Origin of the sequence: Aeromonas sp. S2(2024) (assembly GCF_041402505.1) — a bacterium.
GTDB classification, from domain to species: domain Bacteria; phylum Pseudomonadota; class Gammaproteobacteria; order Enterobacterales; family Aeromonadaceae; genus Aeromonas; species Aeromonas media.
Genome location: NZ_JBGLRL010000011.1, coordinates 106,221 through 121,180, shown reverse-complemented (window position 1 = coordinate 121,180; position 14,960 = coordinate 106,221). Strand labels below are relative to the sequence as shown.

Here is a 14,960-nt window from a genome sequence, read left to right as displayed (position 1 = left end):
TCTGCGCCGGCAACAAGCGCGTCACCGGCGACCAGAACCCCGACTATCGGGACACCTTCGTCTTCACCAACGACTTCGCCGCCCTGATGCAGGACACCCCGGCCGCCGGCGACGAGCAGGATCCCCTGCTCAAGCTGGAAGCCGCTCGTGGTACCAGCCGGGTCATCTGCTTCTCGCCGGATCACGGCAAGACCCTGCCCGAACTGGCGCTGCCCGCCATCGAGGCGGTGATCCGCACCTGGATGAGCCAGGTCGCCGAGCTGTCGAGCCAGTGGGAATGGGTGCAAGTGTTCGAGAACAAGGGCGCCGTCATGGGCTGCTCCAACCCCCACCCCCATGGCCAGCTGTGGGGCAGCGACTTCCTGCCCAACGAGATAGCCCGCGAAGAGCAGCACCAGCGCACCTGGCTGGCCGAGCATGGCCGCCCGCTGCTGCTGGACTACGTGGAGCGGGAGCTGCAAGACCGCTCCCGCATCGTGGTGGAGACGGCACACTGGCTGGCGGTGGTGCCCTTCTGGGCGGCTTGGCCGTTCGAGACCTTGCTGCTGCCCAAGGCCCATGTGCCTTCAATGCTGGATCTCACCCAGGAGCAGCAAGAAGACCTGGCGGTGGCGCTCAAGGAGCTCACCAGCCGCTACGACAACCTGTTCGAGTGCAGCTTCCCCTACTCCATGGGCTGGCACTTCGCGCCGCCGAACTCGGACTGTCCCGAGGCCTGGCAGTTGCACGCCCACTTCTACCCGCCCCTGCTGCGCTCGGCCACCGTGCGCAAATTCATGGTGGGCTTCGAGATGCTGGCCGAAACCCAGCGGGACCTGACGCCGGAACAAGCCGCCGAGCGCCTGCGTTCCCTTTCCCCCGTTCATTACAAAGCCAATGAGGTGACCCCATGACCCCCAGCCAACGCGTCAGCGCCGTGTTTGCCGAGCAGTTTGAGCAACAACCCGACCTGCTGGTGCGCGCCCCCGGCCGCGTCAACCTCATCGGCGAGCACACCGACTACAACGACGGCTTCGTGCTGCCCTGTGCCATCGACTACGAGACCTGCGTCGCCATCGGCCGGCGCAGCGACAACCTGGTGCACGTGATCGCCGCCGACTACGGCAACCAGCGGGATCTGTTCAGCCTGGACAAGCCCATCACCCATCACCCGGACCAGCGCTGGAGCGACTACATCCGCGGCGTGGTCAAGCATCTGCAGGCCCGTGGCCATGCCCTGCGCGGCCTCAACCTGGTGGTCTCCGGCAACGTGCCCCAGGGCACCGGCCTTTCCTCGTCCGCCTCCCTAGAGGTGGCCATCGGCCAGGCCTTCAAGGAAGCCCAGGGGCTTGCCATCAGCCAGGCCGAGATTGCCCTCAACGGCCAGCAGGCGGAGAACCAGTTCGTCGGCTGCAACTGCGGCATCATGGATCAGATGATCTCGGCGAGCGGCGAACGGGATCATGCCCTGTTGCTGGACTGCCGCACCCTGGAGACCCGCCTCATCCCCATGCCAGCGGATCTGGCGGTGCTGATCGTCAACTCCAACGTGCGCCGCGGCCTGGTGGACAGCGAATACAACACCCGCCGCCAGCAGTGCGAGACCGCCGCCCGTCACTACGGGGTCAAGGCGCTGCGTGACCTGGATCTGGCCACGCTGGAAGCGGGCAAGGCCGGGCTGGACGAGGCCTGCTACCGCCGTGCCCGCCACGTGGTGGGGGAGAATGCCCGCACCCTGGCCGCCGCCGACGCCCTGGCGAGCGGCGATCTGGTGCGCCTCGGCGAGCTGATGGGTCAATCCCATGCCGCCATGCGCGATGACTTCGAGATCACGGTACCCCCTATCGACGGCCTGGTGGAGATCATCAAGGCCCAGATCGGCAGCGAAGGCGGTGTGCGGATGACCGGCGGCGGCTTCGGCGGATGCGTGGTGGCCCTGCTGCGCCCGGAGCGGGTGAACGAGGTGATTGCCGTGGTCGAGGCCGAGTACCCGGCCAGGTTTGGCCTCCAGGCGGACTGCTATGTCTGCCGCGCCAGCGCCGGGGCGGGCAGGCTCTAACGGGAAGCACATGAGTGACAGGTCACCGATCATCGAAACGGGCAAACCATGAAAACATTCGAACTGGAAAACGAGGAGGGGCTGCACCTGCGCGGCCTCGAATTTGGCGCCACCCTCACCTCCCTCAGCCTGCCGGTAGCTGGCCAGCGCCGTGAAGTGCTGCTGGGCTGCGCCGACGAGGCTTATGCCGCCCAGCAGGTGTGGCTGGGGGCAGTAGCGGGTCGCTTTGCCAACCGCATCGGCGGCGCCGAGCTGGTGCGAGGGGACGAACGCTGGTCTCTCGACGCCAATCAGCCCCCCCACTGCCTGCACGGCGGGCGCGACGGATTCCATCGCCAGCCCTGGCAGATCAAGGAGCAGGAGGCGGACAGGGTCAGGCTGGCGCTGCTATCAAGAGCAGGAGATCAGGGCTTCCCCGGCAACCTGCGAGTGACCCTGGAGTACCGGCTGGAGCAGCACGATCTGGTGGTCGACTTCAGGGCCAGCACGGATGCACCGACCCCGGTCAGCCTCACCAGCCACGCCTACTTCAATCTCGATGGCCACCAGGGCGGCAGCGATGTGCGCTCCGATATTCGCAATCATGCCATCAGCATCAATGCCGATCGCTTCCTGCCCACCGACCAGAGCGGTTTGCCGCTCACCATCACGCCGGTGGAGGGCCCCTTCGATCTGCGCAATGAGCGCCTCATTGGCCAGGATTGGCTGAGCCATCCCCAGCAGCAACAGGCCAAGGGCTTTGACCACGCCTTTGTGCTGAACGGCCCCGAACAGGCGTGGGCGGCACGGGTGGTCTCGGGGGATGAACAACTGGTGATGGAGGTCCACACCAACCAGCCCTCCTTGCAGTTCTACACCGGCAACTGGCTGGCCAACACGCCGGACCGCAGCGGCCGGCCATACCGGGATTACGACGGTTTCTGCCTGGAGGCGCAACAACTGCCGGACAGCCCGAACCGGCCGGAGCTCGGCAACCCCTGGCTGCTGCCGGGCCAGCTGTATCACCATCAGACCCGTTACCGTCTGATCCCCGCAGGCTAAGACCCCCTCACGTCCCCCTTTCGAAAGGGGGAGGTGCGATGATGCTTCTCCCCTTATGAAGGGGAGGAGTGGGGCTCTTCACCTCCGCTTGCTAACGACAGTCCACCGAGCCAACTCAGGAGCCTTGATGAACATGGATGATCACTACCTCGCCGCGCCGGATCGCTACCAGCGCCAAGCTTACAGAGCCGCCGGTCGCCACGGCCTGCGCCTGCCCGGCATCGGTCTCGGGCTCTGACACAACTTCGGTGCCGGGAGCGATCCCGCCAGGGTGAAGGCCATGGTGCATCAGGCGTTCGATCTGGGGATCACCCACTTCGATCTCGCCAACAACTACGGGCCACCGCCAGGCTCCGCCGAAACCACCTTCGGCGGCGTGCTCAAGGGCAGTCTGGCCCCCTACCGGGACGAGCTCATCATCGCCAGCAAGGCGGGCTACGTGATGTGGGACGGCCCCTACGGCGACGGCGGCAGCGCCAAATACCTGTTTGCCAGCCTGCACCAGAGCCTGCGCCGGCTCGGGCTCGACTATGTGGACATCTTCTATCACCACAGACCGGATCCCTGCACCCCGCTGGAGGAGACCTGTCAGGCGCTGGCGCTCATGGTACGCCAGGGCAAGGCGCTCTATGTCGGCCTCTCCAACTACCCGGCCGAGCTTGCCGCCAGGGCGGCGACCCGGCTGGCCGAACTCGGCACCCCCTGCCTGGTCAATCAGCTCAAGTACTCCCTGTTTCAGCGCGACATCGAGGCCGAGACGCTGCCGGTCTGCCGAGAACAGGGGATGGGGGTGGTCGCCTTCTCGCCCCTGGCGGGGGGGTTGCTCAGCGATCGCTATCTGGAAGGGATCCCGGCGGATTCCCGCGCCGCCAGCGCCAGCCCCTTCCTCCAGCCCGACCAGATCACCGCAGACAAGCTGGCCCGCATTCGCGCCCTGCACGCCCTGGCGCAGCAGAGGGGGCAGCCCCTGTCACAGCTGGCATTGCAGTGGGTGCTGCGAGATCCCGTGGTGAGCTGCGCCCTGATCGGCGCCAGCAGCCCGCAGCAGATAGTGAGCGCGGTCGAGGCACTGGCCCTGCCGCCACTGGACGAGGCGCTGCAGCAGCAGATCCTGGCGGTGCTGGCATGACGAATTGACCCGCCACGGGCGGCTGACTGGCCGTGGCGGTCATGTCAGAAGGTGACGGGGCGGCGACGGAGCCCGGGACTGTTTCGGGAAACCGGCAGGGGCCAGATCCTGCACCATGCGGAAAGTACCGACCTCCAGACAAGGGCCGGAAACCGCACAGGAGTCCCCAATATTCTCTGGTTGCCCGCGTGATTTTCCGCCATCATTGGCCGCCCCGACCCTGATCGGGGCTGATTTTATCCGGACCCATCAACCAAGAGATCTGTACCATGACCGAATCCTACGCCCTGTTTGTGGCCTTCGTGCTGGGCATAGTGGAAGGCCTGACCGAGTTTCTGCCCGTTTCCTCCACCGGCCACATGATCATCGTCGGCCACCTGCTTGGCTTCGAAGGCCCCAAGGCCGCCACCTTCGAGGTGGTGATCCAGCTGGGATCCATCCTGGCGGTGGTCGTCATGTTCTGGCGCCGCCTGTTCGGCCTCATCGGCATCCATTTTGGCCAGAAACCGGTACAGGGGCATGCCACCCTCTCCCTGATACACATCATCCTCGGCATGTTGCCCGCCGTGCTCATCGGCCTCGCCATTCACAGCTGGATCAAGGCCCATCTGTTTGGCCCGGAAACCGTGATGTATGCCCTGGTTGCCGGCGGTGTCCTGCTGATCATCGCCGAGAAGTTCCGCCCCGCCGTCACCGCCGAGACCCTGGACGACATCAGCTACAAGCAGGCGTTCGGCGTCGGTCTGTTCCAGTGCCTGGCGCTCTGGCCCGGCTTCTCCCGCTCCGGCGCCACCATCAGCGGTGGCATGCTGATGGGCATCAGTCGCCATGCGGCGGCAGAGTTCTCCTTCATCATGGCTGTGCCCATGATGATCGCAGCCAGCGGGCTGGACCTCTACAAGAGCCGCGACTTCCTCTCCATGGCCGACTTCCCCATGTTTGCGGTGGGCTTCGTCACCGCCTTCGCGGTCGCCATGGTCGCCATCAAGACCTTCCTGGCGCTGATCCGTCGCCTCGACTTCATCCCGTTCGCCATCTACCGTTTCGTGGTGGCCTTCGCCGTCTACCTGGTGTTCGTGGCCTGATCCCGAGGGATTGCCTCATGAAAAAAGGGACCTTTATGGTCCCTTTTTGTTGTCCGACATGGCTCAGTAGAGGCGATGGCTGATGCCGTTTAGCAGTCGCGACAGGCCCTTGGTGAACTGCACCGGCGCATCCTGCACCGTGTAGCAGAGGCAGCCGTCCGGGGTGTGCGGGCTGTGGGCATGGCTGGCATCGCGCCAGATGAAATCTCCCGCCTGATAGCGGGTGTCGCCGTCCTCTATGGTGCCTCCCAGCAACAGCGTCAGTTCATAACCCTTGTGGGTATGCTCAGGGATGTACCCGCCTGCCTCGATATGGAGCAGACTGGCGCGGGCTCCCATCTCGTCCAGAGGCAAACTGTGCTGGCGAATGGCCCCGATATGGCGCCACTTGGGCGCATGGTGGCGGGCCAGCACCCGTGGCAGGTGGTAGCTCTGGCCTGCCACCCGCAGCTCGGGCGCCGGCCGTACCGGTTGGCCGAGTTCGGCCTGGCTGGCCACGGGTTGTTGCAGTATGCCTGCCAGCATGGTGTCGAGTTCCAGCGGCATGGTCTCGCTTATCGCCGCAGGCTGATCTGCCGGCTCCAGATACTGGCGAGCCAGCTCCTCTTCACAGCCCTTGAGTCGGGCGGCACAATCGGGGCAGAGCTCGCAATGGGCAGAGACACCGACGGCCAGCGGCAGGGGCAACTCGTCGGCGGCAAAGGCCCGCAACATGAGTTCGGTCGGATGGGTCTTAATCATGGCCTTGCTCCACTTGCTCTTTCAGTTTCTGTAATGCCAGCCGGAGGCGGGACTTGATGGTCCCGAGCGGCACGCCTAGCCTGTCGGCCAGCTCCTGCTGGGAAAACTCCTGCAGATAGATGCCGCGCACCACCTGCTGTTGCGGCTCCGGCAGGGTGGCGAGGTAATCTGCCATCTGGCGGGTCAGCACCGCATCTTCACCACCGCTCAGGTGCTCCTCTTCCGCCCTGAACTCCAGCAGCGGCCACAGCTCCTCGGCGCAGAGATCCTCCTTGCTGGCGCGACGGCGCCGCAGCATGTCGAAACTCTGGTTGCGCATGACGGTATAGATCCAGGTCGTCGGCGCCCCCTTCTCGGGGTGATAGAGCCGCGCCTTCTGCCATACCAGCAGCATGGTCTCCTGCACCAGCTCGAGGGCGTTGGCCTCGCTGCCGAGATGGCGCATCCCATAACTACGGATGCGCGGTGCAAAGTGCTGGAACAGGGTGGCGAAGGCGACCTTGTCGCCGTGCTCGGCCACCCGGATGAGAAGAGACGTCAGATCGCCATCTGGGTTGTCCATGGGGGGCGATGTCCTGCGTAGAGCCGATTGTGGTTGGCCAGTATATGCCATTGCGCCATCCCTTGAATGTTGCTGTCATCACCATTACGACGGGCGGAGCAAAAGGATCACCGGGGACGGGAATTCAATGGCTCGCGACCAGCAGGCCGCTCAGCAGGGAGAGGGCAGGCTGGTTGTCCTTGGCCGCGACCAGCCATTGCTTTTGCTCCACCGGGATGGGCAGCACCTCCAGCCAGCGTTGTGCAACCCAGCTGGCATCGTTCCAGTCGGGTTCCGGGTAGAGGGCCGCGTACTCCGGATAGTCGTTGAACACATCCTGCAACGCCTTGGCCAGGGAGTGCTGGTCGGCCTTGAGCCGACCTCTCTGCCAGGGGGGCAGCGGCTCCACCTCGCCGACCCGCAGGCCGTCCGGCTCCTGCCACAGGTCGACTATTTTGACCCGCTCCACCCCGAGCACTGTGATGCCGAGCAGGCCGTCCGGCAGCAGATCGAAATCGATGATCCGCACCCGGGTGGCGATGGGATACATGTTGCGCAGCGCATCGGGCTGGCGGGGGTCCAGCATGCAGAGCGCAAACTCCCGCTCCTGCGCCTCGGCTATCATGCGCTGATACCTGGGCTCGAAGATGCGCAGCGGCATGATGCCGCCGGGCAGCAGGTGGGCGGAGAGTGGAAACAGCACCAGTGTCATGGGAATCGTCCTCTAGCGACTTCCTCTAAGCATACGACCGCCGGACGACGCGGGATCATTCAGACCAAATTGGAATAAATAATCCCTTAACAAACAGGGGGAAATAGCCTGGACAAGCCGCTTCGATATGCAGTAGAAATGGATAACCACCACTTATTCAAATCAATATTCTGCAATGTGGTGAAAAACGCAGTGAAATATCCGCCACCCCAAGGGGGTCGGGCCATTCCTATAGTTTTCTCGGCCCGATGCGGGTAAAATTCACGCCCTTATCCAGTCAGTCATTTTTCGACGCGCAACCTCGGTGGTCAGTTATGAAAGAGCATATTCATCATCTACTTGAACAAACGGTAGCCAATCTCAAGTCCGCGGGCGTCCTGCCGGCCGACCTGGAAGCCCGGGTGCAAGTAGACCGATGCAAGGAGAAGGCTCACGGCGACCTGGCCACCAACCTGGCCATGCTGCTGGCCAAACCGGCCCGCAAGAACCCCCGTGAGCTGGCCGCTGCCATCATCGAGCACCTGCCCACCTCCGATCTGATCGCCAAGGTCGAGATCGCCGGCCCCGGCTTCATCAACTTCTTCTTCGACCCGAGCTGGCTGGCCGGTCAGGTGGAAGCCATGGTGACCTCTGCCAACGCCAACGTGAAGCTGCCCGCGCCACAGACCGTGGTGGTGGACTACTCGGCGCCGAACGTCGCCAAGGAGATGGCGGTGCACCACATCCGCTCCACAGTCCTCGGTGACGTGGCCGCCCGCGCCCTGGAGTTCCTCGGCCACAAGGTGGTGCGTGCCAACCACATCGGCGACTGGGGCACCCAGTTCGGCATGTTGATCGCCTATCTGGAGAAGATGGCCAACGAGCACGCCTCCGACATGGAGCTCAAGGACCTGGAAGCCTTCTACACCCAGGCCAAGCGTCACTACGACGAGGACGAAGCCTTCGCCGAGCGCGCACGCAACTACGTGGTCAAGCTGCAGGGGGGCGATGAGTACTGCCGCACCATGTGGAAGAAGCTGGTCGACATGACCATGGAGCAGAACCAGCGCAACTACGATCGCCTGAACATCTCCCTGTCCAACAAGGACATCATGGGCGAGTCCATGTACAACGACATGCTGCCCCAGATCGTGGCCGACCTGAAAGCCAAGGGGCTGGCGGTCGAGAGCGAAGGGGCGACCGTGGTCTTCCTCGACGAGTTCAAGAACAAGGATGGCGAGCCCATGGGCGTCATCATCCAGAAGAGTGACGGCGGCTTCCTCTACACCACCACCGACATCGCCTGTGCCAAATACCGTTACGAAACCCTGGGCGCCGACCGCGTCATGTACTTCATCGACTCCCGTCAGCACCAGCACCTGATGCAGGCCTGGACCATCACCCGCAAGGCGGGCTATGTGCCGGAGTCCGTGCCCCTCGAGCACCACGCCTTCGGCATGATGCTGGGCAAGGACGGTCGTCCCTACAAGACCCGCTCCGGCGGCACCGTCAAGCTGGTCGACCTGCTGAACGAAGCGGAAGAGCGCGCAGCCGCCCTGCTGGAGAGCCGCAACAGCGACCTCTCTGCCGAAGAGAAGGCCAAGGTGGTGCACGCCATCGCCATGGGTGCGGTCAAGTATGCTGATCTCTCCAAGAACCGCACCACCGACTACATCTTCGACTGGGACATGATGCTGTCGTTTGAAGGCAACACTGCCCCTTACCTGCAGTACGCCTACACCCGCATCCAATCCATCTTCCGCAAGGCGAACATCGATGCCGAGGCCCTGACCGGCCACGTGACCCTGAACGAAGAGGCCGAAGAGGTGCTGGCCCAGAAGCTGATCCAGTTCTCCGACGCAGTCAACGGCGTGGCGGACAAGGGCATGCCACACTTGCTGTGCACCTATCTGTACGAGCTGTCCGGAAACTTCATGACCTTCTACGAAGCCTGCCCGATCAACAAGGATGGCGTGGACGAAGCGACCCGCAACAGCCGCCTGCTGCTGTGCGCCGCCACCGCCAAGGTGCTCAAGCTGGGCCTGGGCGTGCTGGGCATATACACCCTGGAGCGCATGTAATAGATGGCGACCCGGGATTACGTCAGCAACAGCCCGAGACGACGGGCCGGTGGTCGTAACATCAAGAAAGCGGCACCTCGCCGCTTTCCTGTTATCCCGGCACTGCTGGCCGGGGCCCTGGTCGTCGGCTTTGGCGCCTTCCTTTATCTGATCAACGGCAAGGGGGCGGATGCCCCCACCATCGAAGAGCAGGTGAAGGCCAACAAACCCAAGGCTCAGGGCAATACCCTGCCTCAGGAGAAGTGGAGCTACATCGAACGGCTGGAGAACAAGCAGGTGGACATCATAGAGCCGCCGCCCCAGCCGGGCGTGCTGCCACCGCCGCCTGCCGAGACTCTGACCCTGCAACCTGAGAAGCTGCCGCAGCCGGTACCGACCGAGATCCCCCAACCGGGGACCCCCATCGGTCAGGTGAAGCCCTTCCAGCCGCAACCGGTACAACCGGCCAAGCCGGCCACCGGTGCCCCGGTCGCTAGCGCGCAAGAGCAGGTGATCAACCAGAAGGCCGAGCGTGAGCGGATGGAGCGGGAGATCCGTGCCGAACTGGAGCGGGAGCGGGCCGAGGCCGCCAGGGCCAAGGCGGCGACCCAGACAGCGGCAGCCGACGGCGGTCGTTACATGATGCAGTGCGCCGCGCTGCGCTCGCAGGATTCCGCAGAGTCGCTCAAGGCGCGCATCGCCTTCGGCGCCGGCCTCTCCTCCAGCCTGCAGGTGGTCAATGGTGCCAATGGCACCGTCTACAAGGTGATGGTGGGCCCCTTCAGCGGCAAGGCGGCGGTCGATGCGGCCAACCGCAAGCTGCAAGGCTCCGGCATCAGCGGCTGCATCCCCAAGAAAGGCTAGCCACAGAGCCAATCAGGAAGGGCCGGGGGACAACCCCGGCCCTTCTCCTTTCGACCCCCCTCTCCCTCGCCGACATGGCCTCCCCTTTTTTCCCGACAACAGGCAGGCTTGAAAAGCCGGTTTGCCATCCCCATCTTTCTTGCCATGCACAGTCCGGCCGTCATTCGGCTCAAGCGAGGTAAGTAAAGTGACTACCATAGTTTCCGTCCGCCGCAACGGCCAGGTCGTGATCGGCGGTGATGGCCAGGTCTCCCTCGGCAACACCGTCATGAAGGGCAACGCCCGCAAGGTTCATCGTCTCTACAACGGCAAGGTGCTGGCAGGTTTTGCCGGCGGCACCGCCGACGCCTTCACCCTGCTCGAGCGCTTCGAAGCCAAACTGCAGGCCCATCAGGGCAACCTGGAGCGCGCCGCCGTGGCGCTGGCCAAGGACTGGCGCACCGATCGTGCCCTGCGCCGCCTCGAAGCCCTGCTGGCCGTGGCCGATGAGCACAAATCCTTCATCATCACCGGCAACGGTGACGTGGTGCAGCCGGAGCATGATCTGATCGCCATCGGCAGCGGCGGCAACTTCGCCCAGTCCGCCGCCATCGCCCTGCTGGAAAACACCGATCTGGATGCCAGGACCATAGTCGAGAAGTCCCTCAAGATTGCGGGCGACATCTGCGTCTTCACCAACGGCAACCACACCATCGAAGTGCTGGACTACAGCGCCAAGTAAGGGCGCCCGTCAGCCAACTCATTCTCCAAGGGGTGGGCCCTGCCCGCCCCGGATACAGGAACTCCATCATGTCCGAGATGACCCCGAGAGAAATCGTCCACGAGCTGGACCGTCACATCATCGGTCAGGCCGATGCCAAGCGTGCGGTGGCCGTGGCCCTGCGCAACCGCTGGCGCCGGATGCAGCTCAGCGAAGAGATGCGCCATGAAGTGACCCCGAAAAACATCCTGATGATAGGCCCGACCGGGGTCGGCAAGACCGAGATCGCCCGTCGTCTGGCCAAGCTCGCCAACGCACCCTTCATCAAGGTGGAAGCGACCAAGTTCACCGAAGTGGGCTATGTGGGCAAGGAAGTGGACAGCATCATCCGCGATCTCACCGATGTCGCCATCAAGCTGGTGCGCGAGACCGAGATGGAGAAGATGAAATACCGCGCCGAGGAAGCCGCCGAGGAGCGCATCCTCGACGCCCTGCTGCCGAACCCGCGCAATAGCTGGGGCGAGGAGGAGAAGGCCGACAACTCCAACACCCGCCAGATCTTCCGCAAGAAACTGCGGGAAGGTCAGCTGGATGACAAGGAGATCGAGCTGGATCTGGCCGCCACCCCCATGGGCGTCGACATCATGACCCCGCCGGGCATGGAAGAGATGGCCAACCAGTTGCAGGGGCTGTTCCAGAACCTGGGCCAGCAGCAGAAGAAGAAGCGCAAGATCAAGGTCAAGGAGGCCATGAAGGCGCTGATCGAAGAGGAAGCGGCCCGCCTGGTCAACCCGGAAGAGCTGAAGCAGAAGGCCATTGCCGCGGTCGAGAACAACGGCATCGTCTTCCTCGACGAGATCGACAAGATCTGCAAGCGCGGCGAGAGCTCGGGCCCCGATGTCTCCCGCGAGGGGGTACAACGCGACCTGCTGCCGCTGGTCGAAGGTTGCACCGTCAACACCAAGCACGGCATGGTCAAGACCGACCACATCCTGTTCGTCGCCTCCGGCGCCTTCCAGGTGGCCCGTCCGTCAGACCTCATCCCCGAGCTGCAGGGTCGCCTGCCGATCCGGGTCGAGCTGACCGCCCTCACCACCCATGACTTCGAGCGGATCCTGACCGAGCCGAACGCCTCCCTGACCGATCAGTACCAGGCGCTGATGGCCACCGAAGGGGTCAAGATCGAGTTCACCCAGGACGGCATCCGCCGTCTGGCCGAGGCGGCCTGGCAGGTCAACGAGCGCACCGAGAACATAGGTGCCCGCCGTCTGCACACCGTGATGGAGCGGCTGATGGAAGACATCTCCTACGACGCCTCCGAGAAGTCCGGCGAGACCTTCGTCATCGACACCGACTACGTCAACGCCCACCTGGGTGCCCTGATCGAGGACGAGGATCTGAGCCGCTATATTCTGTAGGCTCGCCCTCCCGATAAAAAAACGCCTCCCTTCGCGGAGGCGTTTTTTATGCGTCCCGTTCAGGCACTGACCGGTACCCCCTCCCGGCGGCGCCCCACCAGCCAGAACGCCAGGCCAATCAGCAGCGCGCTCAGGGCAAAGAGAGCCCGGGTGCCGAACACCAGCTCGCTGGCCAGGGTCAGGCCCTGCTCGCCCACCAGGGCGGCGAACAGGCCACCGAGCCCGGCCACCCCGATCAGCTGACCCAGATTGCGCGACAGGGTCAGCAGACCGGCCACGGCGCCCCGGGTCTGCTCACTCGCCTCCCCCACCACGGCACTGTTGTTGGCGGTCTGGAACAGGGCATAACCGGCGGTCAGCAGCAGTATGGGCAACAGATAGCCGAGCGGGCCGAACTGCCCAGCAGCCCCGGCCAGACCGAGGGCCGCAGCCCCCATGACTGCCAGCCCCAGTCGGACCACCTGTCGCGCCCCCAGCCTGTCCACCAGCCAGCCGGCGGGCATGCCCGTCAGGGCCGCCAGCAGGGGCCCGCCCGATATCATCAGGCCGACAGTCCCGAGACCGAGGCCGAAGACCCCCCTCAGGTAGAAGGGGCCTATGAGCAGGGTCAGCACCATGACGCTGGCCACCAGGGCGCTGGCGACAAGGCCGTGGCGCAGCCCCGGAGCCCCCAGCAACGCCAGCGGCAGCAGGGGCACAAGGGCGCGGTGCTCGCGGCGAATGAACGAGCCCGTGACAAGCAGGGCCCCCGCCCCCCACCAGAGGGCCAGGGCGCCCCCCAGGGTCAGCGCCAGGCCGTAGCAGAGCAGGGCCGCCACCAGCAGTGACAGGCTCGCGAGGTTCACCCCCTCTTCTTGTGGCGAGCAGTCGTCCCGGGGCAGACCGAGCCGGGCGCAGCCCAGTGCCAGCAGGCTGAGGGGCACCAGCAACAGGAAGGGGGCCTGCCAACCAAAGCTGGCCGTCAGCAGGCCGCCAAAGGAGGGGCCGAGCGCCGTGCCGCAGGCCGACAGGGTACCGAGCAGCCCCATGCCCCAGCCCCGCCGCGCCGGCGGCACCAGCTGGCCCACCATGGCCAGCGCCAGGGAGAGCATGCAGGCCGCAGCGATCCCCTGCAGGGCACGGGCCGCGATCAGCCAGCCTATGGTCGGCGCCAGGGCGCACAGCAATGAGGCCAGCGCAAAGAGCCCAAGCCCCAGGAGCAGCAGGCGACGCCGACCGAACCTGTCCCCCAGTCGACCGGCCACCACAGTCAGGCAGGTGATCCCCAGCAGATAGGCCACCAGCACCCACTGCAGACTGGCAAAAGGCACCGCAAAAGCCTGCCCCAGGGCAGGCAGTACCATGTTGGCCAGGCTCCCCCCCAGCATGGGCAGCAGGGTGGCGAGGCCGAGCGCCAGCAGGCCGAGGTGGCGGGTGGCAGGGGTCGGGAGAGAATTGAGTGATGACATGGCATGATCTTCGGCAGAGGATGATATCCACAAGGCTAGCGGGGGGCATGAGCAGGCGGAAGACGCACGACTTGCAACTTATAGCTGCACAAGACGCCATATAAAGAGAGGAATTCTTGCGTATGATGAAGCCAACCGACCGTCATGGATCCATCACCCGGGATCCCGGCTCGGCGAGGGCTATGCCATGAATACCCCCGACTTCAATCTGCTGCTGACCCTGGATGCGCTGCTGGATGAGGGCAGCGTGGCCGGTGCCGCCAGACGACTCTCCCTGAGCCCCTCCGCCATGAGCCGCGCCCTGGCCAGGCTGCGGGAGACCACGGGGGATCCGCTGCTGGTGCGGGCGGGTCGGGGTCTGGTGCCCACGCCGCGGGCCCTGGCCCTGCGCGCTCAGGTCAGCCAGCTGGTGCAGGATGCGCACGCCGTGCTGCGCCCCCAGCAGGAGGTGGATCCTGCGAGCCTGGAACGCACCTTTCGTTTGAGGTCCAGCGACGGCTTCGTGGAGGCAGTCGGTCCTGCCCTGCTGGCCCGGCTCGCCACCGAGGCCCCCGGGGTCAGGCTGCACTTTCTGGCCAAACCCGACAAGGAGAGCGGCCCCCTGCGCCGCGGCGAACTGGATTTCGAAACCGGCGTCATAGGCGCAGAGACGGTGCCCGAGCTACGTACCCAGGCGTTGTTTCAGGACCACTTCGTCGCCGTGGTGCGGCCGGGCCACCCCCTGTGCGAGGGCACTCTGACCACCGCCCGTTATGCCGCCGCCCGCCACATTCTGGTGTCACGGCGCGGGCTGGAGCAGGGCCCTATCGACGAGGCCCTGGCGCACCTCGGGCTGGCACGCGCGGCGGCGACCCTGGTCCCCGGCTTTAACACTGCCCTGGCCCTGGTGCGGGACAGCGACCTGGTGGCGACCGTGCCCGAGCGACACTGCGCCGCCCTGCACGCCGATCTGGTGACCCTGCCCCTGCCCTTTCCGCTGGCAGGGATCCGGGTCGCCCTGATCTGGCACCCCAGCCAGGACGCCGATCCGGCTCACCGCTGGCTGCGCACCCTCATTCGCGAGACCTGCGCCCAGGCCCCCTATGGAGGGGAGACCCGGGCCACCTGATCCCGACTCCCCGGCGAGAGAACCCGGCTTCCTGCCGCCCCTTGTTCAAAAAAAGATCGGCCAGCCCCTTCCCCCGAATTTATACGATCGTATAAT

General features: G+C 65.0%; 13 protein-coding genes and 1 pseudogene. 10 read left to right on the top strand and 4 right to left on the bottom strand.

The window, feature by feature from the left end:
* From ACB039_RS13290 to bacA, 5 genes and pseudogenes are all read left to right on the top strand, one after another.
* Nucleotides 1–893, top strand: an 893-nt coding sequence (locus tag ACB039_RS13290) for a UDP-glucose--hexose-1-phosphate uridylyltransferase (protein ID WP_371165849.1), incomplete at its 5' end; no start/stop codon positions are given.
* Nucleotides 890–2,038: a galactokinase gene (galK, locus tag ACB039_RS13285; protein WP_371165848.1), complete on the top strand. Its 1,149-nt coding sequence runs from the start codon at nucleotides 890–892 to the stop codon at nucleotides 2,036–2,038. The genes ACB039_RS13290 and galK, both read left to right, overlap by 4 nt.
* Nucleotides 2,039–2,086: 48 nt before the next feature.
* Entirely contained in the window at nucleotides 2,087–3,079 is a 993-nt protein-coding gene (galM, locus tag ACB039_RS13280) for a galactose-1-epimerase (protein ID WP_270823888.1), read from the top strand.
* Between the two features lie 133 nt (nucleotides 3,080–3,212).
* Nucleotides 3,213–4,208: pseudogene (locus ACB039_RS13275) on the top strand (aldo/keto reductase).
* 269 nt (nucleotides 4,209–4,477) lie between these two features.
* Nucleotides 4,478–5,293, top strand: coding sequence for an undecaprenyl-diphosphate phosphatase (bacA, locus tag ACB039_RS13270; RefSeq protein WP_042649171.1), 816 nt, complete (start codon nucleotides 4,478–4,480; stop codon nucleotides 5,291–5,293).
* A gap of 63 nt (nucleotides 5,294–5,356) precedes the next feature.
* Here bacA and ACB039_RS13265 read toward each other — a convergent pair whose 3' ends face one another.
* The 3 genes from ACB039_RS13265 to ACB039_RS13255 all read right to left on the bottom strand — a co-directional run bounded on the left by ACB039_RS13265 (nucleotide 5,357) and on the right by ACB039_RS13255 (nucleotide 7,287).
* Nucleotides 5,357–6,034, bottom strand: a complete 678-nt coding sequence (locus ACB039_RS13265) for a ChrR family anti-sigma-E factor (protein WP_042649172.1) — start codon at nucleotides 6,032–6,034, stop codon at nucleotides 5,357–5,359.
* Nucleotides 6,027–6,596 (bottom strand): sigma-70 family RNA polymerase sigma factor, encoded by a 570-nt coding sequence (locus ACB039_RS13260; protein WP_005328392.1) that lies wholly within the window; start codon nucleotides 6,594–6,596, stop codon nucleotides 6,027–6,029. The genes ACB039_RS13265 and ACB039_RS13260 overlap by 8 nt, the downstream gene beginning before the upstream one ends.
* Nucleotides 6,597–6,720: 124 nt before the next feature.
* Nucleotides 6,721–7,287: an LON peptidase substrate-binding domain-containing protein gene (locus tag ACB039_RS13255; protein ID WP_041206584.1), complete on the bottom strand. Its 567-nt coding sequence runs from the start codon at nucleotides 7,285–7,287 to the stop codon at nucleotides 6,721–6,723.
* Between the two features lie 314 nt (nucleotides 7,288–7,601).
* Between ACB039_RS13255 and argS the strand changes: the two genes are divergently transcribed.
* The 4 genes from argS to hslU all read left to right on the top strand — a co-directional run bounded on the left by argS (nucleotide 7,602) and on the right by hslU (nucleotide 12,308).
* Nucleotides 7,602–9,347, top strand: a complete 1,746-nt coding sequence (gene argS, locus ACB039_RS13250) for an arginine--tRNA ligase (RefSeq protein WP_218410328.1) — start codon at nucleotides 7,602–7,604, stop codon at nucleotides 9,345–9,347.
* Between the two features lie 3 nt (nucleotides 9,348–9,350).
* Nucleotides 9,351–10,190, top strand: a complete 840-nt coding sequence (locus ACB039_RS13245) for an SPOR domain-containing protein (RefSeq protein WP_171269354.1) — start codon at nucleotides 9,351–9,353, stop codon at nucleotides 10,188–10,190.
* 187 nt (nucleotides 10,191–10,377) lie between these two features.
* The gene (gene hslV, locus ACB039_RS13240) at nucleotides 10,378–10,911 is read left to right on the top strand and encodes an ATP-dependent protease subunit HslV (RefSeq protein WP_025328697.1); all 534 of its coding nucleotides are present in this window, start codon (nucleotides 10,378–10,380) and stop codon (nucleotides 10,909–10,911) included.
* A 68-nt stretch (nucleotides 10,912–10,979) separates the two neighbouring features.
* Entirely contained in the window at nucleotides 10,980–12,308 is a 1,329-nt protein-coding gene (gene hslU / locus ACB039_RS13235) for an HslU--HslV peptidase ATPase subunit (protein ID WP_005328414.1), read from the top strand.
* A 59-nt stretch (nucleotides 12,309–12,367) separates the two neighbouring features.
* Here the strand turns inward: hslU and ACB039_RS13230 are convergent, their stop codons facing one another.
* Complete coding sequence (locus ACB039_RS13230) at nucleotides 12,368–13,756, bottom strand: MFS transporter (protein ID WP_371165847.1); 1,389 nt, start codon at nucleotides 13,754–13,756, stop codon at nucleotides 12,368–12,370.
* Nucleotides 13,757–13,943: 187 nt separating this feature from the next.
* Here ACB039_RS13230 and ACB039_RS13225 point away from each other — a divergent pair, with 187 nt between their 5' ends.
* Nucleotides 13,944–14,864 carry a LysR family transcriptional regulator gene (locus ACB039_RS13225; RefSeq protein WP_371165846.1) on the top strand — a complete coding sequence of 307 codons (921 nt, stop codon included), beginning with the start codon at nucleotides 13,944–13,946 and terminating at the stop codon, nucleotides 14,862–14,864.
* The last annotated feature ends 96 nt before the right edge of the window (nucleotides 14,865–14,960 follow it).

Bases quoted from the DNA above. Each gene is read 5' to 3' on its own strand.
- ACB039_RS13255 (WP_041206584.1), bottom strand. From the start codon at position 7,287: ATGACACTGGTGCTGTTTCCACTCTCCGCCCACCTGCTGCCCGGCGGC.
- ACB039_RS13245 (WP_171269354.1), top strand. From the start codon at position 9,351: ATGGCGACCCGGGATTACGTCAGCAACAGCCCGAGACGACGGGCCGGT.
- ACB039_RS13265 (WP_042649172.1), bottom strand. From the start codon at position 6,034: ATGATTAAGACCCATCCGACCGAACTCATGTTGCGGGCCTTTGCCGCC.
- hslU (WP_005328414.1), top strand. From the start codon at position 10,980: ATGTCCGAGATGACCCCGAGAGAAATCGTCCACGAGCTGGACCGTCAC.
- argS (WP_218410328.1), top strand. From the start codon at position 7,602: ATGAAAGAGCATATTCATCATCTACTTGAACAAACGGTAGCCAATCTC.
- bacA (WP_042649171.1), top strand. From the start codon at position 4,478: ATGACCGAATCCTACGCCCTGTTTGTGGCCTTCGTGCTGGGCATAGTG.
- ACB039_RS13260 (WP_005328392.1), bottom strand. From the start codon at position 6,596: ATGGACAACCCAGATGGCGATCTGACGTCTCTTCTCATCCGGGTGGCC.
- ACB039_RS13225 (WP_371165846.1), top strand. From the start codon at position 13,944: ATGAATACCCCCGACTTCAATCTGCTGCTGACCCTGGATGCGCTGCTG.
- ACB039_RS13230 (WP_371165847.1), bottom strand. From the start codon at position 13,756: ATGTCATCACTCAATTCTCTCCCGACCCCTGCCACCCGCCACCTCGGC.
- galK (WP_371165848.1), top strand. From the start codon at position 890: ATGACCCCCAGCCAACGCGTCAGCGCCGTGTTTGCCGAGCAGTTTGAG.
- galM (WP_270823888.1), top strand. From the start codon at position 2,087: ATGAAAACATTCGAACTGGAAAACGAGGAGGGGCTGCACCTGCGCGGC.